Source organism: Wolbachia endosymbiont of Drosophila tsacasi (assembly GCF_028982115.1).
Lineage (GTDB): Bacteria > Pseudomonadota > Alphaproteobacteria > Rickettsiales > Anaplasmataceae > Wolbachia > Wolbachia pipientis_B.
Genome location: NZ_JAPQLJ010000032.1, coordinates 1 through 20,976 on the forward strand (window position 1 = coordinate 1; position 20,976 = coordinate 20,976).

20 protein-coding genes and 1 pseudogene are annotated in these 20,976 nt (G+C 34.7%); 9 read left to right on the forward strand and 12 right to left on the reverse strand.

The window, feature by feature from the left end:
• Window positions 1-338: 338 nt before the first annotated feature.
• The 5 genes and pseudogenes from cgtA to murC all read right to left on the reverse strand — a co-directional run bounded on the left by cgtA (window position 339) and on the right by murC (window position 4,804).
• Window positions 339-1,361 carry an Obg family GTPase CgtA gene (cgtA, locus tag OZD70_RS01870; protein ID WP_275020481.1) on the reverse strand — a complete coding sequence of 341 codons (1,023 nt, stop codon included), beginning with the start codon at window positions 1,359-1,361 and terminating at the stop codon, window positions 339-341.
• Window positions 1,349-2,623, reverse strand: coding sequence for a phosphopyruvate hydratase (eno, locus tag OZD70_RS01875; RefSeq protein ID WP_275020482.1), 1,275 nt, complete (start codon window positions 2,621-2,623; stop codon window positions 1,349-1,351). Before eno ends, cgtA begins: the two co-directional genes overlap by 13 nt.
• An 80-nt stretch (window positions 2,624-2,703) precedes the next feature.
• Window positions 2,704-2,853: pseudogene (locus OZD70_RS05985) on the reverse strand (WPE palindromic element domain-containing protein); the annotation flags it as partial.
• 82 nt (window positions 2,854-2,935) lie between these two features.
• Window positions 2,936-3,223 (reverse strand): GIY-YIG nuclease family protein, encoded by a 288-nt coding sequence (locus OZD70_RS01885; protein WP_275020483.1) that lies wholly within the window; start codon window positions 3,221-3,223, stop codon window positions 2,936-2,938.
• Between the two features lie 66 nt (window positions 3,224-3,289).
• Window positions 3,290-4,804, reverse strand: coding sequence for a UDP-N-acetylmuramate--L-alanine ligase (gene murC / locus OZD70_RS01890; protein WP_275020484.1), 1,515 nt, complete (start codon window positions 4,802-4,804; stop codon window positions 3,290-3,292).
• 26 nt (window positions 4,805-4,830) lie between these two features.
• Here murC and OZD70_RS01895 point away from each other — a divergent pair, with 26 nt between their 5' ends.
• Both OZD70_RS01895 and OZD70_RS01900 read left to right on the forward strand, forming a co-directional pair.
• Window positions 4,831-5,505 carry a septal ring lytic transglycosylase RlpA family protein gene (locus OZD70_RS01895; RefSeq protein ID WP_164224587.1) on the forward strand — a complete coding sequence of 225 codons (675 nt, stop codon included), beginning with the start codon at window positions 4,831-4,833 and terminating at the stop codon, window positions 5,503-5,505.
• 289 nt (window positions 5,506-5,794) lie between these two features.
• Window positions 5,795-7,216 (forward strand): AAA family ATPase, encoded by a 1,422-nt coding sequence (locus tag OZD70_RS01900; protein ID WP_275020486.1) that lies wholly within the window; start codon window positions 5,795-5,797, stop codon window positions 7,214-7,216.
• Window positions 7,217-7,764: 548 nt separating this feature from the next.
• Here OZD70_RS01900 and glyA read toward each other — a convergent pair.
• Both glyA and OZD70_RS01910 read right to left on the reverse strand, forming a co-directional pair.
• Entirely contained in the window at window positions 7,765-9,042 is a 1,278-nt protein-coding gene (gene glyA, locus OZD70_RS01905; protein ID WP_275020488.1) for a serine hydroxymethyltransferase, read from the reverse strand.
• Window positions 9,014-10,249 carry an MFS transporter gene (locus OZD70_RS01910; RefSeq protein ID WP_275020490.1) on the reverse strand — a complete coding sequence of 412 codons (1,236 nt, stop codon included), beginning with the start codon at window positions 10,247-10,249 and terminating at the stop codon, window positions 9,014-9,016. The genes glyA and OZD70_RS01910 overlap by 29 nt, the downstream gene beginning before the upstream one ends.
• A 486-nt stretch (window positions 10,250-10,735) precedes the next feature.
• Here OZD70_RS01910 and OZD70_RS01915 point away from each other — a divergent pair, with 486 nt between their 5' ends.
• Window positions 10,736-11,221 (forward strand): hypothetical protein, encoded by a 486-nt coding sequence (locus OZD70_RS01915; protein WP_275020491.1) that lies wholly within the window; start codon window positions 10,736-10,738, stop codon window positions 11,219-11,221.
• 53 nt (window positions 11,222-11,274) lie between these two features.
• Here the strand turns inward: OZD70_RS01915 and OZD70_RS01920 are convergent, their stop codons facing one another.
• The gene (locus tag OZD70_RS01920; protein WP_275020492.1) at window positions 11,275-12,468 is read right to left on the reverse strand and encodes a pyridoxal phosphate-dependent aminotransferase; all 1,194 of its coding nucleotides are present in this window, start codon (window positions 12,466-12,468) and stop codon (window positions 11,275-11,277) included.
• A 69-nt stretch (window positions 12,469-12,537) separates the two neighbouring features.
• Window positions 12,538-13,554 (reverse strand): uroporphyrinogen decarboxylase, encoded by a 1,017-nt coding sequence (hemE, locus tag OZD70_RS01925; protein WP_275020494.1) that lies wholly within the window; start codon window positions 13,552-13,554, stop codon window positions 12,538-12,540.
• A gap of 402 nt (window positions 13,555-13,956) precedes the next feature.
• Here hemE and OZD70_RS01930 point away from each other — a divergent pair, with 402 nt between their 5' ends.
• Window positions 13,957-14,775, forward strand: coding sequence for a transporter associated domain-containing protein (locus tag OZD70_RS01930; RefSeq protein WP_275020496.1), 819 nt, complete (start codon window positions 13,957-13,959; stop codon window positions 14,773-14,775).
• A 63-nt stretch (window positions 14,776-14,838) separates the two neighbouring features.
• On the opposite strand, the gene OZD70_RS01935 is transcribed toward OZD70_RS01930, so the two are convergent.
• Together OZD70_RS01935 and OZD70_RS01940 are read right to left on the reverse strand one after the other, a co-directional pair.
• On the reverse strand, window positions 14,839-15,192 hold the full coding sequence (locus tag OZD70_RS01935) for a hypothetical protein (protein ID WP_275020498.1): 354 nt from the start codon (window positions 15,190-15,192) through the stop codon (window positions 14,839-14,841).
• Between the two features lie 5 nt (window positions 15,193-15,197).
• Window positions 15,198-15,491 carry a hypothetical protein gene (locus OZD70_RS01940; RefSeq protein WP_182183544.1) on the reverse strand — a complete coding sequence of 98 codons (294 nt, stop codon included), beginning with the start codon at window positions 15,489-15,491 and terminating at the stop codon, window positions 15,198-15,200.
• Window positions 15,492-15,624: 133 nt separating this feature from the next.
• Here OZD70_RS01940 and purM point away from each other — a divergent pair, with 133 nt between their 5' ends.
• Window positions 15,625-16,662, forward strand: coding sequence for a phosphoribosylformylglycinamidine cyclo-ligase (purM, locus tag OZD70_RS01945; protein ID WP_182183543.1), 1,038 nt, complete (start codon window positions 15,625-15,627; stop codon window positions 16,660-16,662).
• On the opposite strand, the gene purC is transcribed toward purM, so the two are convergent.
• The gene (purC, locus tag OZD70_RS01950) at window positions 16,659-17,381 is read right to left on the reverse strand and encodes a phosphoribosylaminoimidazolesuccinocarboxamide synthase (RefSeq protein WP_182183541.1); all 723 of its coding nucleotides are present in this window, start codon (window positions 17,379-17,381) and stop codon (window positions 16,659-16,661) included. The two genes, purM and purC, sit on opposite strands and share 4 nt — an antisense overlap.
• A gap of 74 nt (window positions 17,382-17,455) precedes the next feature.
• Between purC and trmD the strand changes: the two genes are divergently transcribed.
• From trmD to OZD70_RS01970, 4 genes are all read left to right on the forward strand, one after another.
• Entirely contained in the window at window positions 17,456-18,166 is a 711-nt protein-coding gene (gene trmD, locus OZD70_RS01955; RefSeq protein ID WP_275020501.1) for a tRNA (guanosine(37)-N1)-methyltransferase TrmD, read from the forward strand.
• On the forward strand, window positions 18,150-18,527 hold the full coding sequence (gene rplS, locus OZD70_RS01960) for a 50S ribosomal protein L19 (RefSeq protein WP_182183537.1): 378 nt from the start codon (window positions 18,150-18,152) through the stop codon (window positions 18,525-18,527). The genes trmD and rplS overlap by 17 nt, the downstream gene beginning before the upstream one ends.
• Before the next feature lie 249 nt (window positions 18,528-18,776).
• Window positions 18,777-20,027 carry a PstA family ABC transporter permease gene (locus OZD70_RS01965; RefSeq protein ID WP_182183535.1) on the forward strand — a complete coding sequence of 417 codons (1,251 nt, stop codon included), beginning with the start codon at window positions 18,777-18,779 and terminating at the stop codon, window positions 20,025-20,027.
• Between the two features lie 6 nt (window positions 20,028-20,033).
• The gene (locus OZD70_RS01970; protein WP_275020502.1) at window positions 20,034-20,831 is read left to right on the forward strand and encodes a phosphoribosylformylglycinamidine synthase subunit PurQ; all 798 of its coding nucleotides are present in this window, start codon (window positions 20,034-20,036) and stop codon (window positions 20,829-20,831) included.
• The last annotated feature ends 145 nt before the right edge of the window (window positions 20,832-20,976 follow it).

Here is a 20,976-nt window from a genome sequence, read left to right on the forward strand (position 1 = left end):
GCACTGGGATGACAGCATCATAAAGAAACCAGTGTCAGCTACTTGAATGACATCATAGGGGCTACTTTCATGACATCATTCTCTTTCCTGGATCCCAGTGTCAGCTACTCGGATGACACCATTTGTTGTAAACTCACTTTTACTCTATGGTCTTGCCGCTATCCTGAACGGATACCTTTTTTTTCATTTGCTTAAATATTTATAGCTAACATGAACTGGGCAGTGCGTCACACGCTGACCATTTACTGTGCAAATTACCTTCAAAAACAAACGTTCGTACACATATATTCTAGTTATATGATAAAATAAATGAAAAACATCAATTATCTAAATGAAATTCACATCTTAAAAGGATCATATACATCGATTTCCTTAGAATTACTCTTTTTCAATTTTTCACTTAATAATCTTAAAATAGGCTGTAAATCACCATTAATTGATAAGCACAGCACTTCTTTATTAAGATAATTGGCTAGGTGATTCTTCTTTTCTAGAATTTCCGCTTCTCTCAGCAAGTCGCATTTGTTTAATACTACAATCTCTTCTTTTTTAACAAGATCACCATTGTAAAGTTCCAATTCATTATGGATACAACTATAAGCCGAAACAACGTCATCATGAGTTACATCGATTAAATGAAGTAAAATTTGACACCTTTCTATGTGCTTTAAAAATTTATGTCCGAGCCCAACTCCAAGGTGAGCATCGGTGATTATTCCAGGAATATCTGCTATTACAACTTCGCTATCATCCACTTTTGTCACACCTAAGTGGGGTCTTACGGTGGTAAATGGATAATCGCCTACTTTTGTATCGGAATTTGAGCAGCGAGTCAAAAATTTTGATTTACCTGCGTTTGGCATGCCAATAATTCCAACATCTGATAAAACTTTTAGTTTTAATAATACATGTTTTTCTTCGCCAGGCTGACCGTAAGTAAAATGTCTTGGTGCCTTATTAGTAGAAGATTTAAAATTAGTATTTCCAAGTCCACCTTTTCCACCCTGTGCTACTTGAAATTCTATACCAGACTTGTCAAGGTCTACTATTATCTCCTCACTTTCTTCATCAACTATTTGTGCACCGACTGGAACTCGAAGTATAACGTCTTTCCCCGCTGTGCCAGATCTATCCCTGCCTGCACCATTTTTCCCATTATCTGCTTTAATGTGTCTTCTATAACGAAAATGAAGCAAAGTGTTAAGGTTAGCGTCGCTGATGAAAACTATGTTTCCACCTTTTCCTCCGTTACCGCCGTTTGGCCCACCAAATTCAACGAACTTTTCTCGACGAAAACTTGCACAACCGTCACCACCATCACCGGCTTTTAAACACAATTTTACTTCATCTATAAAACCCATGCTAACCCACGATAATATTTAGCATCTTTTCCTAATGTGCCTTCTATTCTCATTAGCTCGTTATACTTCGCTAGCCTATCAGAACGCGACAGTGACCCGGTTTTTATTTGCCCGCAATTTGATGCAACTGCTATATGAGATATTGTTGTGTCTTCTGTTTCACCTGAGCGGTGAGAAATAACAGCTTTGTAGTTGTTTGATTTTGCCATTTCAATAGCAGCAAAAGTTTCTGTTAACGTCCCTATTTGATTTGGCTTGATCAGTACAGCATTTGCCATTTTTTCTTCTATTCCTTTGCCTATTAGTTCACAATTTGTAACAAATAAATCATCCCCAACCAATTGAATTTTACTCCCCAATTTTGCAGTAAGTAATTTCCAACCTTCGTAATCATCTTCACTTATTGCATCTTCTATAGAAATTATTGGATATCCTTCCACAAGATTACAATAATATTCAGTCAATTCTTTTGAAGTAAGCTCTTTATTTTCAAATTTGTAAATTCTATCTTCATAAAAAGTAGATGAAGCAACATCAAGGCCTAGTGCAAAATCACTTTGTGCTGAATAACCTGCTGATTCTATAGCGTATATGATCAAGTCAAGTGCTTCTTCAGTACTTTCAATATTTGGTGCAAAACCACCTTCATCTCCTACGTTTGTGCTATAACCTTTTTTCTTAAGAATGCTACGTAAGTTGTGGAACACCTCCGCAGATATTCTGATTGCTTCACTGAAAGTCTCAGCACCGACCGGAAGAATCATGAATTCTTGGAAATCGAGCTTATTGTCTGCATGTACTCCACCATTAATTATGTTAATGAGTGGAACCGGCATAACACTCATCTGCTCTCCTCCCAAATATCTATACAACGGTATTTTGAAACTGTTTGCTGCTGCTTTTGCAACCGCAAGAGACACACCCAAAGTTGCATTTGCTCCAAGTTTAGATTTATTTTTTGTTCCATCCAGTTCAATTAATGCTTTATCAATTGCACTTTGGTTTGTTGCATCCATGCCAATGATTTCATTTGCTATCACTCCATTTACAGCTTGAACAGCTTTCAGCACTCCTTTACCACAATACCTTTTCTCATCTTGGTCTCTGAGTTCCAAGGTTTCTAGTTTACCAGTTGAAGCTCCAGAAGGTACAGATGCTCTACCTATTACTCCATCACAGAGTTCAATTTCCACCTCAACAGTTGGGTAACCCCTGCTATCTAAAATTTCTCTTGCAAATACGTTGTTGATTATCTTATTCATTACATTAAACCTTTACTAGATTCACAATTGTGTGCACGGAACGTTCTGTCTCGGAAGATGTTATCCCAGCGCTGTAACATTTCAGTGTATGAACATTGCAATATACAGGTAATTTGAGTAGCGGATGGTGTCATTCCAGTGCTTGACACTGGAATCCAGCTTTTACTATACAGCCACCTGGTGTGCTCATTTACGATTAAGTTTTCTGGATCCCAGTGTCTGGGCACTGGGATGACATCATTCTTAGTGGAAGTTACCCCCATATCGCAACGTTCGTACAGTTGTGTGCTCCGACACTGGGATCCAGTTTTACTACACAATTTTATCATATAAATCCTCCCAGTCTGGATTCTCTTTCTCGATTAAATTCATTTTCCATTTTCTTTGCCAACTTTTTAAAAGCTTTTCTCTAGTAATAGCTAAATTTATGTCTTGAAACTCTTCGAAATAAACCAATCTATAAACACCGTATTTTGACGTAAAACTAGAAATAGTTTCACTTTTATGTTCATAAATTCGTTTTATCAGATTTGATGTCACACCTACGTATAAAGTTCCGTTGCGTTCACTTGCAAGTATATAAACATAATAACTCTTCATACATAGTTGACTGGATTCCAGTGTCAAGCACTGGAATGACACCGGTACTTGCATTTATTCTATCGTTTAACTAGATGTTTGTATAGTTTCTGCTATGAGCTTCGCAGTTTCCTTTGCCAATTTATCTATATTACTACCAGCACCAATAAATAATACTACATCGCCTAAATTTGTCGAATCACTAATAAAACGTGAAATGAGTAGAGAATCATTCATGATTTTTACGCTATCAAACCCATTACTGATTAAATCTTTTTGTATATCATCAATCCCACAACCAGGAATAGGCTTATCTTCTGGGGGATGAACAGGAGTGAGGATGACATAATCAAACATCATGAAAATTCGTATGAATTCATTAAAAAAATTACGAATGCGAGCAAAACGAAGTGGTTCGATAATTCCTATTACTTTTCCTTTAGTAATCGAACGTGCAGCTGTTAAAGTTGCATATATTTCATTTGGATGATGGGCATAATCCTCAATTAACTTAACACCTTTAATATTGGCAATCAAAGAGAATCTTCTTGCTACTCCTTGAAATTCCAAAAGGCCTTTTTTAATCTCAGCATTGCTAATCCCGAGCTTTATCGCAACTGATATTGCAGCCAAGGCGTTGCTGACCTTATGCATCCCTATTGCATTTGCTAGTATTACATTTTTTATGTTTCTGGATTCCAGTGTCACGCACTGGGATGACAGAGGGTGATGTGATGACACCTGCTTTCTTGTCATGCAAGTAGCTGAGACTGGAATCCAATTGTTCAACACATCAAATTCTATGCTGTTAGCATGCTGCTTAATATTAACAGCTTTAATATTGGCACCCTCAAATCCAAACATCATAGAGTTACTTGCATCATAATTAATGCCTACAGAATCAGGCAAAACTGCAAAACCTGCTTTGCTTATAAACTGAGAAAACGCATTTTTAATATCGTCGAATGTACCATAATGATCCATATGATCGTCGTTAATACTCGTTATGACAGCAATATTTGCAGGAATTTTTAGCATGGTTCCATCAGACTCATCAGCTTCGATTAAAAAAATGTTACTCCTTCCAAGTCTTGAATTACTCTGATACGAATTTAGTATTCCTCCTACAATTACAGTTGCATCAATATTAGAATGATCAAAAATAGAAGCAATCATAGCCGTTGTTGTCGTCTTTCCACTTGAACCTGAAACTGCTATCACATATTTATCTTTCATAATTTCAGTAAGTATGTCTGATCTATGCAAAATGGTTTTATTGTTATTTCTCGCTGTTACTAACTCCACATTATCAGATTCTATCGCAGAAGAATATACAACTATTTGAGCTTGGCTTATATTATTAGCATTGTGACCAATAAAAACCTCTATGCCCAGCCTTTGTAATCTATCTACATTGTTGTTTGACTGTGCATCACTGCCTTGAACTTTGCAATCGGAATTGTGAAGAATTTCAGCAATGGCACTCATTCCGATTCCACCTATACCAATTATATGTATTATTCTTTTTTGAGTTTTGTTAATATTTAGCAGTAGATGTTTACTCATTACTAAATTTATTATAGTATAATTTAAAATCCTCATAGTATCGAACCCTCTTACCGAATACAATGATAAAAAACTTAGCCTTCCTATGTCTAATATTTGTTTTGATGAGTAGTTGTAGTTTTAGCAACAGGTTTAATTGCACTGCAGGTCATTATAAAATTGGCTGCAGCTACACAATAAATGGTATAACTTATTATCCAAAAAACTGTAAACACTATGAAGAGATAGGGATAGCGTCGTGGTATGGAATAGAAGATCATGGCACGCTTACAGCAAATGGTGAAGTGTTTAACCGTCACTTGATCTCTGCAGCGCATAAGACTTTGCCCTTACCCTGCTTTGCTCTTGTCACTAATTTAGAAAATGGAAGAAAGCTTGTTGTAAGGATTAACGATAGAGGGCCTTTTATTGAAGGCAGAATAATAGACTTATCAGAAAAAGCAGCTCAAGTCTTAGGATTGCATAAAGTAGGGCTTGCAAAGGTAAAAGTCCAATACCTAAGAAAGATGTCAGAACAATTGATACAAAATACTCCTCATTACAGAAAGCAATATGAAAAAGAAATGCAGAAACGTCACCCAAAACAAGACAGTGCAGAAAGTAAGGGGTATGTTGCATTTTTTAAAAGTGCTCAGGCTGCTAAATCAACTGCATCAAAGCTTCGCAATCAAGGAATAAAAAATGTTAGATTACTTTTTAAGAACGATCAGTATTGCGTGAAAGTGAGTTATAGGTAGTGGTGAGTACAGAATTCGAAAGATTTGGTTAATGTAAGAAACGCTGGCTAACTATTGTAAGTTAAAAATGTGATATAAAAAAGGTATCAACAATTTATAGCTATACTGCCGCTGCTCTCCCTCGTCATACCGCCGCGGTATCTCTAGATCCCGCTGCGGTATGAAGGTTTTTCAAATTGTCGTAAGTCAGTTTAGCTATAGCATTATAGAGACAAAGATCGAAATTTACTTATTTACGTCTCCAGTTTCATCATGTATAATGGAGACAAAGATTTATATTTTGTATTTTATGTCTCCGTTATTTATTGGTAGGCAAGCTGAATTAAAGCAACTGCTGGAGCTTACAGAAAAAAATACTGCTTCTTTTGTAGTAGTCAAAGGAAGGCGTCGTGTAGGAAAAAGTCGTTTAATTCAAGAATTTGGTAAGTATTTTGAGCAATATTACTCATTTATAGGTTTGCCACCAGAAAAGCACACTACAATATCCCATCAACTTAATGAATTTTCTAGACAAGTTGCTAGACAATTTAATACATCTTTTGCTAGATATGACGACTGGAGTGACTTACTATGGGCAGTTGGTGAACGTCTACTATCAGGGAAAATATTATTGCTATTTGATGAAATTTCTTGGATGGGCTCAAAAGATCCAACTTTTTTAGGCAAAATAAAGAATTTTTGGGATACACAGCTAAAAAATAATAACAAACTAATTTTTGTCGTTTGTGGATCTGCATCATCTTGGATCGAGAAAAATATACTTAGTAGTACTGGTTTTGTAGGAAGAATATCGTTGACTTTAACACTCGGAGAATTATCACTTTCTGATTGCAACAGATTTTGGTCAAAAAATATTTCAGCATACGAAAAGTTTAAGGTGCTTGCAGTAACCGGTGGAATTCCAAAATATTTAGAAGAGATAAATTTTAAACACAGTGCTGAAGAAAATATTAAAAAGCTTTGTTTTATAAAAGGCGGGTTTTTAGTTGAGGAGTTTGACCAAATATTTTCAGATCTATTCATGCGAAAAACAGCTTTTTATAAGCAAATAGTGAAAGCTCTTTCTACTGGAGCTAAAGAACAGGAAGAAATTTGTACTGCTTTAGATATTGCAAGACATGGACGCATTTCTGAGTATCTACATGAGCTGGAGCTTGCCGGTTTTATTGCAAAGGATCATACTTGGAATATAAAAACGGGTACTGATTCACGACTCAGGAAGTACAGACTTCAAGATAATTATTTAAGGTTTTACCTAAAATATATTGAAAAAAATCTAGGAAAAATTAATCGCGACACCTACTCTATAGGGTTACTTACATCTCTACCAGAGTGGCACACAATTATTGGACTTCAGTTTGAAAATTTGGTGCTTAACAATAGAAAGAGCATACATAATATCTTGAGAATTGATGGAATAGTAAGCGAAAATCCATTTTTTCAGAGGAAGACAGGTGCTGGTTGTCAAATTGATTACATGATTCAAACAAGGTTTAACACCCTCTACATTTGCGAAACCAAATTTTCAAAAAATAAAATCGGTCATTCAATAATACAAGAAGTACAAAAGAAAATAGATACACTAAAGCGTCCAAAAGGTTTTTCATGCCGTCCAGTTCTTATTCACGTTAATGGTGTGAGTGATGACGTTATAGATAGTGATTACTTTTCAAACATAATTGATTTTGGAGAATTATTGAATTGTAAGTAATTCTTGCTCTATTTTTTCAACTTTGTGTTGTTTAACATTGGAACAAGATTCCAGATGACATCTTTCATGAACTCTTATTATAACAATGTTCGTACAGATGTGCGCGGTATCTCAGCCGCTAACACGTAGCGGAATGACAGCAGTCCTACGTCATACCACCGCGGTATCTCTTAGCCGCTAACACGTAGCGGGATGACGGTTGTCGTTTAGCTACAAACATTAAGAAATTTACCAAATAAAAAAAAGGCAAAAGAAACCCCGTGTTAGCTAGTTGTCACTCTCTAATCCTGCAAATTGGCGTACTATACTGTCTTAAACGACTTATAAGCGCGTTTCAGCTTATATAGGTAAAAACCCAGAAATGTTGTGAAGACATAAGGTGCACATAGTGCAAAAAATTAAAAATAAGATGCCAACTACGTTGTTTTCTTGCTGTTTAATCTGCACAGATGAAGATAACTGAATACCTTCAGTACCATGATAGGGGGCTGGTGGAGTTTGTCAAGTGATTTTTGTCTCTCCATGCTACTTGGATGATGCCACATAAATTAATAAATAGGAAAACTACTACAAATCCTTTCAATTTTAGTTTTTGCTGCTTTTTCGACACTTGAGCTATTTCCGTTGATTAATCCCTGAATCACTTCATTTATTAAACTAGCTACTTCTTTAAAATTTTCTGCCTCAAGTCCGCGTGTTGTCTCAGCAGCGGTGCCAAAACGGAGCCCTGAGGTGATGGTTGGCTTTTCTGTATCAAATGGCACAGAGTTTTTATTGCAGGTAATACCAGCCCTCTCAAGGCTATCTACAACGTCTTTTCCAGTTAATTTCTGCGATCTTAAGTCAACTAGCACTATATGAGAGTCAGTGCCACCGGTTATAATGTTGAGTCCATGCTTTTGCAATTCTTGAGCTAGTACTTTCGCATTTTCCACGATTTTCTTGCTATAAGTTTTAAACTCTGGCGCTAACGCTTCTTTAAATGCAACAGCTTTTGCAGCTATCACATGCATAAGTGGCCCGCCCTGCAATCCTGGAAAAACTGCAGATTGAATTTTTTTATGTAATGCTTCATCATTTGTCATCACCACCCCACCACGAGGACCTCGCAGAGTTTTATGAGTTGTGGAAGTCATAACATGTGCATATTCAGCAGGAGACGGATATTCACCTGCTGCAATAAGTCCCGCATAGTGAGCAATGTCCGCAAGCAAATAAGCACCAACTTTATCTGCAATTTCGCGAAAACGTTTGAAGTCCATTTTCCTTGGATAAGCAGAAGCGCCAGCTATGATCAATTTGGGTTTATGCTCCAGCGCCAGCTTTTCTATCTCATCCATATCGAGCAGATAAGTGTCTTTGTTAACTGTATACTGAATTGACTTAAACCACTTACCAGAAAGGCTAGGTGCTGCACCATGAGTTAGATGGCCACCACAACTCAGTGATAATCCAAGTATCGTATCGCCCGGAGTAAGCAGTGAAGCAAATACCTCCTGATTTGCCTGAGAACCAGAGTGAGGTTGAACATTTGCAAACTTAACACCAAACAGCCTACAAAGCCTCTCTATAGCCAGATTTTCAACTTCATCTACATAGTCACAACCACAATAATATCTTTTACCAGGATACCCTTCTGCATATTTATTAGTCAGAAAAGAGCCCTGCGCTTCCATCACTGCTTTACTTGCAAAGTTTTCTGATGCAATCAGTTGCAACTGCGACTTTTGACGCTGCAATTCTTTCTCTATAGATTGATAAACTTCATTATCAAAAGACTTCAGACTATTTTTAGAGTCACAAATCCTTTCTGAAACACTTGTCATAAGAACTTTTCTTTAACCACATAAATCCAAAAACAGCTAAAAGCAAACATACAGGAATAATTGATATTGCTTTTACTAGTAACTCAGTACCATACACAGGATTTCCTTGTACTACCATTCCATTCCAACATAAATCTATTATTTTTGCAATTCCTGTATGAAAAAAATAGCCAAAAACCATAACTATCATGTTTGATATAGCTGTGGCTAAGCCTACCAAGTTACTGTTCACATAACTTATTGCTTTGTAAATAGTAATTACCTGATACCCAGACGCAAAGCCGATAACAAGAAGTGCAGGTAGTGCAATATATAAACCACCAGCTTGCGTGAAAAGTAAGAGGAAGCTAGCAATCATAGCAAAAGAACACGCAATAATCACTTCATAATGTTTGTCTGGATATTTCTCGAGCAAGTAAGCTAAAAAGAATGATCCAGTTCCCATACCTATAAACATAAGTGAAGAAAGTGAAGATGCCAGATCTCCGGTCATTTGATATGCTTCACATAAGAACGCTTTTGCCCAACCATCAGCAAAACCTTCTAGTGGCCCAACCATTAAGCCACCAAAAAAACTGATTAGAATGATATGTTTGTTGAAAAGCACAGTTTTTAAATCTTGAAATATATTGTCACTTGCACTTTCTTCTGAACTACTGCTTGGTGTTATTAAAACCAACAGCAGAGCAAGCAAACAACCAAACGCCGAGAAAGTGTATATAACATAATTCCAAACAAACTTATTGAGCAAGAAGTCTAGAGGTAATCCACCATAAACAGCTCCTAATAACCCTATTACTATAGACAAGCTAGCCATTCTTGCTGATTTTTCTTGTGAAAAATACATACTTGCAACTTTGAAGAGCCCAATTGCTGAAGCAGATGATCCAATTCCGACAATTATTCTACCAAGTATTGAGTAATACCACTCATCAAAACATATCAGCGGCAATGTCCCAGTAAATGTCAAGATAATGCATGCAGGCAAAACAAACTTTGGCCCAAATCTATCAAGAGCAAGACCAACAGGTATGTGAGCAAGCGTATAGCCTATATAATAAAGCCCACCAAACTGACCAACGTCTGTAATACTTATGTTGAATTTCGTTATTAACTCAGGCGCAATTATGTTTGGAATTACGCGTAATATATATTGGTATGCATAAAACAGTGACGCCAACAACCAGATTAAAAAATTCCTCTGCAATACTTTACCCCAAAGCTAGTATTATAGATACTCTGTTTATAGAAAACAATATTTTTATGAATACTTATTTTAATTTACCGGAATTTTATACAGTTGAACTCATAGCCAACGTAAGTAGTTTATGCATTAACTAAATTTTCCAGGTTCAAGTTTGGATGATGGAAAAAGTTCACTTTTTCTATTTTTAAAAGAGACCTTTTATTTTACTTATAATTTTTTCTACCATATCTACAACTGGCTCATGAATAAGGTATATGAAAAAATTACACCACAAATGATAAGTATATTTATGATTTTGCCCTTATTCATCTTTATCTTAAGCTTTAGTTTTGTTACAAAGTCCATTTTATTTACGCTTTTATTTTGTGATAAAAATTATACTTTAAATAATATAATTTTTAGTAAAACTTAGCTTTAAGAACATCTTAGTTAACCTAATATTAACCTTTTCGCGTGTAAAATATAATATAAAAGCAAGGTGAGTGAATGAGCATAAATACAATAGACAATACACTGCAAAACTACATAACAAAATGCATCGAGCAAACATTCGCAGCACACACAGGCAATAGACATGACAAACTGTACAGGAAACTTTTAAACGACATAGAAGAGATAATAAAACTTACTGTAAATGAGGCAAAACATTATGATAAAAGCCTAAAAGAAGTACACAATGATCCAAGATTTAATAAGAAATTTGTTCAAGCTTTCGCCAAATACCAGGTATTAGAATTTTTAAACACTCACTTAAAAAAGAAAGAGATCGTTGCAGAGTTTTATAATGAACACCATATCAATAAAGGTGATTTAAAAATTCTGGAAGAGGGGAAAGATCTAATAGACAAAATAAACGATATTAATCTAGTTCAACAAAATGAAGAAAGTGAGGTGCTGAATATTAGAAAGACACTTGCTCACTCAATAAAAACGCCTTCCATAGAAAAATACAAGTTAGAACATTCAAGATAATCTTAGTGAATATTTTTGATGCGGTGAAATGGGTAATTTATGGATAGTCTATTTCATTTTAACTCCTGGCACGCTTTAGTAATACTACCACATCCAATTTCTAATTGTTCCTGAGAGGTTGCATAAGAAATTCTGACAAAATTTTCTAGACCAAACGCAATCCCTGGAACCACAGCAACTAAATGATCCTCTAGCAGGTATTCAGTGAAATCAAGATCATTATTTATTACTTTACCACTTTTTGTACTCTTACTGAGCAATCCTTCACACGAGACAAATAAATAAAATGCGCCTTGCGGAATGGATGCTGATAATCCCGGAGCAGAATTTAGTTTTTTCACCATAAAATCTCTACGATTCTTAAAAATACTTGTTCTTTCTTTCAAAAAACTATGGTCACCGTTTAATGCTGCTGCTGCTGCTGTTTGTGCTATCGAATTTGGGTTAGAAGTGCTCTGAGACTGCAACGTAGAGATGGCTTTTACTACATCACTTCTACCTGCAATATACCCTATTCTCCAGCCTGTCATTGCATAGGCTTTTGACACTCCATTGACTACAAAAACTCTGTTGTAAAGCTTCGGCTCAACCTGAGTGATAGTAAAAAACTTTTCGTCGTATATTATATGCTCATAAATATCATCTGTAACGACATTCACATGTGGATATTCAAACAATATTTGTGCTATGTCTTTCAATTCATCATATGTGTACACAACTCCTGCAGGATTGTTCGGTGAGTTAAGAATTAACCATTTAGTCTTTTTAGTTATCCTGCTTTTCAATAATTCCGCTGTCAGTTTAAAATTTTGTTTACATTCCACTACAACTGGTAAGCCCCCAAAAAGATTTACCATATCAACATATGAAACCCAATAAGGAGCTGGAATAATAACTTCATCTCCAGAGTTAATTGTTGCCATAAACAAATTGAATAACACCTGCTTAGCGCCGGTACCAACACAGATTTGGTTAAACGTGTACTCGAGGTTATTATCCCTTCTTAACTTATTAATTATTGCTTCTTTCAGCTCACGCGTTCCATCAACAGCAGTATACTTAGTTTTACCTTCACTTATTGCTTGAATAGCTGCTTTTTTTATATGATCTGGAGTATCAAAATCCGGTTCTCCTGCAGCTAAAACACAAATCTTTTTTCCTTCATTTTTCAACTTATTTGCCTTATCAGTTACAGCAATCGTAGGTGATGGTTTTATTAGGGACATTCTTTTTGCAAGGTCTGACATATCTTACTGAAGCTAAATTCAAATGATAAACCCTGTACAGCAAAAAAGCTAGGAATTTTGTGTATTGTATTAGTAGCTTTTTACTAAATTCACCAACGCAGTGATATTTTCAACTGGAGTATCAGGGAGTACTCCATGTCCGAGATTAAATATGAAGGGTGAATCTCTAAAGCAATCTATTATACGTTTTGCTTCTTTTATCGCTTCCGTTTTATTATAGGCTAAAAGATTAGGATCAAGATTTCCTTGTAGAGGGATTTTTAGATTCGCTTTCGCCCATTCTATTGGAACATCATAATCTATACTTACTGCAGATACACCTGTTTGTTCGCAGTAATTCTTATAAAGATTTCCAGCAGACTTTGGAAATCCTATTATTGGAAAATCAGAAAATCTATCCTTTATTGCCAAGGTAATTCTCTTTGTTGGTTCGATAACATATTCTTTAAACAATGGTTCCGATAATGCACCAGCATTACTGTCAAATAGCTGAATAACATCTGCTCCAAATTCTATCTGTTTAATTAGATAAATAATCGTTGCTTCCGTTATTCGTTCAATTATTTCCTTCAAATAAGAAGGATAAAAATTTAATACTTTGGAAAAAGTTTTGCTGCTTCCACCTTCTATGATATATGAAGCTACTGTCCATGGGCCACCAGCAAATCCTATAAGAGGCTTTTTTTTTGATAGCTGACTTCTGACTTTCTTTATAGCGTTTAGAATTGGTAAAATTTTAGCTTCAATGTCTTGTAGACTTTTCAATTCTTTAGGATGCTTTATAGGTTTTATTCTTGGGCCCACATTGCGCAGGAAATTCACATCACAACCCAAAACATCAGCTATTATTAAAATGTCTGAAAAAATTATCGCTGCATCCATGTCAAATCTTGTCACCGGCTGTAACGTCAATTCTGTCACTAAATCTGTATTGTAGCATATCTCCATAAAATTATTCGTATTTTCCACTGCTTTGCGGTACTCAGGAAGAGACCTGCCAGCCTGACGCATTAGCCAAATAGGCACTCTTTCACCTGGCTCATTTTGTTTGATAACCTCTACTAGTGTTGTTTTACTGTTTTCCAATCTATTTTATCTATTCTTCTATATATCAAAGTATAGTAGTAATAATAGTTCTATCAACAAATTGTTACTAACTTAAAATTCAGTAAAAATTGGCGTTGTTTAATTTGTGGATAAATATGTTAAGAACTTCTGTATGCTATTGATTTTCTGTTATGATTTATGTGTATAAGTAAGATGTTCAGAGTGTCAGTAATTTTCTTTTATGGAAAATATTTTACCATCATGTATTGTTACATAACTATGTATATGTCGTTGAAAAAATTGTTGATCAATTGTTGGTATTTTATATTAACAAATAATTCACAAATTAATTTGACATTATTCACATGCTTATTAAACATTTAATAACAGTTTTTTTGATAAATCTGGTCTGAAAACGTTTTTGCCATTACAGGGAATAAATTGAGTAAAAAAAGAGCCTTAGTAGAAAAAATAGCATATGGAATTTTTCTTTTCCTTTTCAAAAAAGCTTCTGTGTTGAAAAAGTGTGCGACTGAAGCATTAACGAAAGATCTGTCAGACCTTAATATATTTAATGGTCTATTAAAATTCCGCGATTGTGGTATAATAGATATAATGACTCCACGTACAGAGATATGCGCAGTAGATATTGAGTCAAGCGAGCGTGAAATAATAAAGAAGATAAAAAACACTTGCCACACTAAAATACCAATTTATAGAAATAACTTTGATAACGTAATAGGCTTTTTTTATGTAAAAGATGTTATTTTTAATAGGGATAAAAATTTTAATCTGAGAAATATTATACAAAGCGTAATATTTGTTCCGCCTTCGATGAAAACAACTAATCTTTTTGTTAGGATGAAATCTTCTAAATCATACTTAGCTATTGTATTGGATGAATATGGTGGAACTGATGGTTTAATTTCAATAACCGATCTTATAGAGGAGCTGATACCAAACATTGATAGTGAGAACGAAATAAATTCAGAATATACCATTACTGAATTGTCTCAAAATAAGTTTGAAGTGTCAGCAAGGGTTCTTATAAAGGATATAGAAGAGGATCTAAAAATAGAATTACGTGACCCTGAAGAAGACTATGTTACACTTGGTGGTTTGATTCTTTCGATTGCTGGTAAAGTGCCTTCTGTAGATGAAGTCATTAAATATAAAAATGGTATGAAGTTTATCATCAAAGATGCAAATGAGCGCTACATTAATAAAATAGTACTAGACTTAAGTGATTACAAAAATTAGATTTGGTATCCCTTGTCGGTTGCCTTGAAACGAAGAAAAAGTTGTAATAACCAAATATGCAACTTAAGTTATAGTTAAACCTATCTCCAGCAAATTATTTTCGCAAGTACAATGCATTTCAGTGTTATAGTACTCTAATAATAAAGAGGTTATATAGATATTAATATCTTTTGTATTTAAATTAGTGTCATTTTTTTTGATTAATTTGTCTACTAATGATTTGCTTATCGGTTTGTGTTCATTTAGAATTTTTATAGTTAATAACATTTTATCTTCTGTTTGACTCAGTAAAACAGACACTAGTTCAACTTCCGCCACTGCACTGGCTATAGTTAGCACCATGTTAGAAATTATCTTATTTATCTTTTCAATTAAATCTTCCTTATTTTTTACAGAGTATGCATCTATTTTCCACATGAGCTTTACTTTTTTTTTAATAAGTAATTTTCGATATTAGATTTGGTCTGATCAAAGCTGTAATTATCTGCTGAAGAAGAATATGCCTGCTTCATAACTTTATGTTTATACATTAAATCATCAGAGCTTTCTTTAAGCAGCGACAATGCTTCCTTCTGTATGTCAGCATCATTCTTATCTATTACTCCAAGCTCTTCTAAGCTAAACATTATTCCATTCATAGAGTTAGCAAAGTCATGAAGCAGCCGTCCTGATAGCAGCTCTATTGTTAACAGTATGTTTTTGATATTTTTGTTCATTGGATAATTATAAATGATTTAAGTTACCCTATATTGATAAGCACATAATAGTCAATTAAAAGAAAGTTTCGTTGCACTTTTTATATCAAGGCATTAATATAGTATTAACAATTTTAAAATTTATAGAAGGATTATGAATACTTATATCAGATCAGGAATAGATCTTGAACTATATAACAAGCTAATAAAAGAAGTCAAGCCTATTGCTCAAGAAACTACTAGAGAAGAAGTAATCAGCAAGATAGGTTCATTTTCTGCGTTATTTGATTTTGCTGCACTAAGTAAGAAGTATGGCCATCCAGTACTTGTTTCCTCAACTGATGGAGTAGGTACGAAACTGTTGATAGCTCAAGAAGTGAATAGGCATGATACTATAGGTATAGATTTAGTTGCAATGTGTGTAAATGACTTACTTGCACAAGGAGCAACGCCTTTATTTTTTCTTGATTACTTTGCAACAGGCATTTTGAAAAAGGACATTTTATTATCTGTGGTCCAGGGCATTGCAAAGGGGTGCAAGCAAGCTAAAATAGCATTGGTTGGTGGAGAAACCGCAGAAATGCCTGGAATGTATGGTAATAATCACTATGACCTTGCAGGATTTGTGGTTGGTGTAGTTGATCGAAAGCAAATTCTTCCAAACTGTAGCATGATGAAAGCAGGTGATTATATAGTTGGCTTAGAGTCAAGAGGAATTCACTCAAATGGGTTTTCTTTGGTGCGCCATATTTTCAAAAGCTTAGGTATAAATTATAACGACTCATCTCCATGGAATAATCAGCTTTGGAAAGAAGTGTTGCTCGAACCAACAAAAATATATGTTGATTCTTTGTTGCCTATTATGCCAAAGGTAAAAGGCATTGCACATATAACAGGTGGTGGCTTGATAGATAATATTCCGCGGATTCTTCCAAAAAACTTATTTGCAAACATAGACATTAATTCCTGGAAATGGCCAGATATATTTTTATGGCTAACAAAGGAGGGTAAAATAGAGAAGAAAGAAATGCTAAAAACATTTAATTGTGGTATTGGCATGGTATTAATCGTAAGTCCTGAGAATATGCAAAACGTGAAAAATCATTTCCAAAAACGTGGAGAAAAAATTGAAATTATTGGAAAACTTGATGAAGCATGTAACCCTTCACTTGATAGAGTAGTATTTAGTTAATCTAACTTTACTGACAGTCTTTTTGCAACTTCTAGGTACGCTTCCTTTAAATCTCCTAAATTCAAACGAAAGACGTCTTTATCTAGCTTTTTATAAGTATTTTTATCCCATAACCTGCAGTTATCAGGGCTGATTTCATCGGCTAAAATGATTTTAGTACTGTCATTTATTAATCTGCCAAATTCTAACTTGAGATCAACTAAATATATACTTGCATTTGAAAATAGGTGGACTAAGATTTTGTTGATTTTTAAAGTTGTAGTTTTAACTTCATCCATTTCTTTGCTAGATAGCCAATCAAAATACAGTATGTGATTTTCATTCACCATTGGGTCGGCTAGGTCATCATTTTTGTAAAAAAACTCGATTATAGGAGATGTAAGTGCCTCACCTTCTTTGATATTAAAACGTTTGCAAAAGCTGCCAGCTACAGCATTTCTAACTACCACCTCAAGAGGTATTATCTTGAGTTTTTTGACTAGCTGTTCTCTTTCGTTTAGAGTTTTTATAAAGTGCGTGCTAGTTCCTGCTTCTTCAAGCTTTTCCATGATAAAAGCACTAACATGATTATTAATTATTCCTTTGCCCTCAATAATTTCATATTTTTTCTTATTGAATGCTGTAACATCGTCTTTAAAGTGCTGTATAACAGTTGATGAGTCTTCAGTTTCAATAATGGCTTTCGCTTTACCTTCGTATATTGTTTTATTCAGTGACATGCTTAATTTAACTATATATTATATCAATTTACTGTTCTTAGAGTATAGCTCCAAATAACTTAAAATAAACCTTAATGGCATTCAATGTTGCAATATTAACCATATTTCCAGAAATGTTCCCCGGGTTTTTGAACTATTCTCTTGCTGGAAAAGCATTAGAAAAAAAAATATGGAACCTTGAAGTAATAAATATTCGTTCTTTTGCGAAAGATAAACATTCAACTGTGGATGATGTTCCATATGGAGGTGGAGCAGGAATGGTTATGCGTTCTGATGTAGTTGGTGATGCAGTAGATAGTATGCTCTCTGTTCATAAAAACACTAAGTTTATTTACACGACTCCATCTGGAACTAAGTTTAATCAGAATATTGCCAGAGAATTATTAGAGTTTTCTCATATAACAATATTGTGTGGTCGATTTGAAGGTATTGACCGAAGGATAATTGATGCGTATACTCCATATGAATTAAGTATTGGAGATTATATACTTTCGGGAGGTGAGCCAGCTGCGATGGTGGTTCTCGATGCATGCATTAGACTTCTTCCAGGTGTAGTAAATAATTCCGATAGTATTATTGAAGAAAGTTTTAGTTATGATGGTGGTATGCTTGAATATCCTCAATATACTAGACCTGAGCAGTGGAAGGGATATAAAGTACCTGAGGTTTTGTTATCTGGCAATCACAAAAAAATAAGTGATTGGAGGCAGAAGCAGTCTCATGTTATAACAGAAAAGCGTAGGCATGAATTATTGAATGGAGAGATAAATGACAAATTTACTTAAAAAATTTAACGAACAGCAAATGCAAGTGTTAGCTAAAGAAATACCAGAATTTCGTCCTGGCGATGATTTGAAGGTCACTTTTAAAGTAGTTGACGGTGTAAGTGAACGTATACAGATATTTGAAGGTGTATGTATATCAAAAAGGAACCGCGGGTTACATTCTTCTTTTGCAGTCAGAAAAGTGAGCCATGGAGAAAGTATAGTGTCTCAATTTTTTGTTTATTCTCCTGCACTGGTTTCAGTGCAAGTGACAAGAAAAGGAAAGGTTCGTAGAGCAAAACTGTATTATCTGTGCAAACTATTTGGAAAAGCTGCAAGGATCAAAGAGCGTACTACTTATGTTAAAAAGAAATCTAAATAGATACAATAGGAAGTGATGTCAATTGTGTCATCCCAGCACTTCCCAAGTGTCATCCAAGTAGCTGATACTGGGATCTACCTTATTCTATATCATGGGTGTTGTTTTTAGCATGGAGTCTGTTACCAATTGCCTGATTTGTAAATATTTTTATAACTGGATTCCAGTGTCAGCTGCTTGCATAACATCAACGGTTATTAAACTGGACGTTTGTATAGCTGTGGGCTTGACGGTAGGATCTAGGAAAAATAAATGAGTATAAAGAAAAAATTCCTTAAATTACTTCAGTCAAGGCGTGTACATGCTCGTATAAAAAGGAAAAATAAAAAGAATAGAGCATTACGTTTTTGTTCTTTCACGGCACTAGTTATCTCACTTGGCTGTCCTGTGTGTATATTATTGAGTATATTAGTTAACTCTTACAGTGCCTTAACAGTAACGAAAATTTTATTGCCAGTTGAAATAAGTGCTGATCTTACTTTAACAAATAATCCTAGTGATTTGCGGTATAAGTCCATTGGCTTACTCAACGATTCTTTATGTAAGGTGTTTAAAGGAACTGATTTTAAAGACAGTGACGAAATTTTAAGTCGTAATTCTTACAAAGAACTAGAGAAATTTTTTTGTAAGAAAGTAAAAGATAGTGGTGAATATGAGATCTGGTTTACCGCGTCAAGTATAATCAATTCAATAAATAAAGATAAACATTTGAATGATCGTTATGCTAAATTACTTGATTGGCTAAAAGAAAAGAGGAGAGTGAAAAAATTTTTTAATAAGTCTTTATTCCTTAAATCTGACTCTCGTGAACCTGAGAATGCAGGGATTTTAGGGGCATTTATCGGTTCATTAATGACAATTATAGTGTGCCTAGCATTAGCATTACCAATAGGAATTATGTCGGGCATCTGTCTTTACGAATTTATGCCCAAAAACAGGCTAATGACTAATATTGTAGAAATTAGTATGAATAATCTTGCTGCAGTGCCTTCAATAATATTTGGTGTAGTAGGCTTAACTCTCTATCTTGGCATATTTGGGCTACCACGCTCTTCACCACTTGTTGGTGGAATGACTCTTTCATTTATGATGTTACCTAATATTATAATTGCAACAAAAAATGCCTTTGCGAATGTTCCTATTACGATAAAAGATGCAGCGTTTGCGCTCGGTGCACCTCACATCAAGGTGATATTAGATCACTCTTTACCGATTGCGTTACCAAGAATAATACATGGTACTGTGCTTGCAATTGCAAGGATTTTAGGTGAATCTTCTCCTTTACTTATGATAGGTATGGTGGCATTTATTGCTGATACACCTACGTCCTTTTTCGATCCGGCTACTGTTCTGCCTGTACAAATATACATATGGTCAAGTAGTCTTGAAATTGCATTTATTGAACTTGCTGCTATTGCAATTATAGCTTTATTATTGGTGTTATTTGCGTTAAATTTAGTAGTAAATTTTGTAAAAAAGAAATTCGAATTTTCTAATTTTTAGCAATTCATGAAAATCACAGTCCTATCTGGTTATGGCTTAAATTGCGAAAAAGAAACCGCATTTGCATTTATGGAATGCAGCAGAAAACTTGGTATTAGTAATATTGAAGTAAAAATCGTTCACATTAATGATATCATAGATAATCCAAGTGAACTGAAATTAAGCAATATACTTGCAATTCCAGGAGGTTTTTCCTATGGTGATGACACTGGTGCTGGTAATGCGTTTGCTTTACGTATTAAAAACAACTTGTTGGATGAGTTTCAAGAGTTTTTATCTCAGGAAAAGCTGATTATAGGAATATGTAATGGTTGTCAGATATTGGTAAAATTAATTCCAGAGTTCTCTAGTCTAGCTTTAATCCATAATGATATAGGCAATTATCAATGCCGTTGGATTAGAGTGGAAGTTAATCCGCAGAGTAATTCTGTTTGGCTACGGGGTCTGAGTGAACTATATCTCCCTATTGCTCATGGAGAAGGCAAATTTTTTATGGATCAAGATATTTTGAACCAATTGATTGAGAGCAATTCCACCGCATTACGTTACATTGATGAAAATGGCAACTATGCTAACCTACAATTTCCTTACAATCCAAACGGATCTACATACGACCTAGCAGCTTTATCAGATAAAAGTGGAAGAGTGCTAGCTTTAATGCCCCATCCAGAGAGGGGAATATTTTTTACTCAGCAAGATAATTGGCCTCTTGAAAAAGAAAAGAGCAAGCGTTTAGGTATTGCTGTGCCAAAATATGGTGATGGAATGCTTATATTTGAAAATGCACTAAGGTATTTTTGTTAAAATTTATTAGTAGGGGGTTATGATCGAAATTATCTTCTGATATTGCAAAAAACTTGCTTGACAAACCTCGCCAGCCCCCTTATCATGAAACTGAAGGTATTCAGTTATCTTCATCTGTGCAGATTAAACAGCAAGAAAACAACGT

Excerpts from the sequence above, each read along its gene's own strand:
- cgtA (WP_275020481.1), bottom strand. The coding sequence starts at position 1,361 with ATGGGTTTTATAGATGAAGTAAAATTGTGTTTAAAAGCCGGTGATGGT.
- eno (WP_275020482.1), bottom strand. The coding sequence starts at position 2,623 with ATGAATAAGATAATCAACAACGTATTTGCAAGAGAAATTTTAGATAGC.
- OZD70_RS01885 (WP_275020483.1), bottom strand. The coding sequence starts at position 3,223 with ATGAAGAGTTATTATGTTTATATACTTGCAAGTGAACGCAACGGAACT.
- murC (WP_275020484.1), bottom strand. The coding sequence starts at position 4,804 with ATGAGGATTTTAAATTATACTATAATAAATTTAGTAATGAGTAAACAT.
- OZD70_RS01895 (WP_164224587.1), top strand. The coding sequence starts at position 4,831 with ATGATAAAAAACTTAGCCTTCCTATGTCTAATATTTGTTTTGATGAGT.
- OZD70_RS01900 (WP_275020486.1), top strand. The coding sequence starts at position 5,795 with ATGTCTCCGTTATTTATTGGTAGGCAAGCTGAATTAAAGCAACTGCTG.
- glyA (WP_275020488.1), bottom strand. The coding sequence starts at position 9,042 with ATGACAAGTGTTTCAGAAAGGATTTGTGACTCTAAAAATAGTCTGAAG.
- OZD70_RS01915 (WP_275020491.1), top strand. The coding sequence starts at position 10,736 with ATGAGCATAAATACAATAGACAATACACTGCAAAACTACATAACAAAA.
- OZD70_RS01920 (WP_275020492.1), bottom strand. The coding sequence starts at position 12,468 with ATGTCAGACCTTGCAAAAAGAATGTCCCTAATAAAACCATCACCTACG.
- OZD70_RS01935 (WP_275020498.1), bottom strand. The coding sequence starts at position 15,192 with ATGTGGAAAATAGATGCATACTCTGTAAAAAATAAGGAAGATTTAATT.
- OZD70_RS01940 (WP_182183544.1), bottom strand. The coding sequence starts at position 15,491 with ATGAACAAAAATATCAAAAACATACTGTTAACAATAGAGCTGCTATCA.
- purM (WP_182183543.1), top strand. The coding sequence starts at position 15,625 with ATGAATACTTATATCAGATCAGGAATAGATCTTGAACTATATAACAAG.
- purC (WP_182183541.1), bottom strand. The coding sequence starts at position 17,381 with ATGTCACTGAATAAAACAATATACGAAGGTAAAGCGAAAGCCATTATT.
- trmD (WP_275020501.1), top strand. The coding sequence starts at position 17,456 with ATGGCATTCAATGTTGCAATATTAACCATATTTCCAGAAATGTTCCCC.
- rplS (WP_182183537.1), top strand. The coding sequence starts at position 18,150 with ATGACAAATTTACTTAAAAAATTTAACGAACAGCAAATGCAAGTGTTA.
- OZD70_RS01965 (WP_182183535.1), top strand. The coding sequence starts at position 18,777 with ATGAGTATAAAGAAAAAATTCCTTAAATTACTTCAGTCAAGGCGTGTA.
- OZD70_RS01970 (WP_275020502.1), top strand. The coding sequence starts at position 20,034 with ATGAAAATCACAGTCCTATCTGGTTATGGCTTAAATTGCGAAAAAGAA.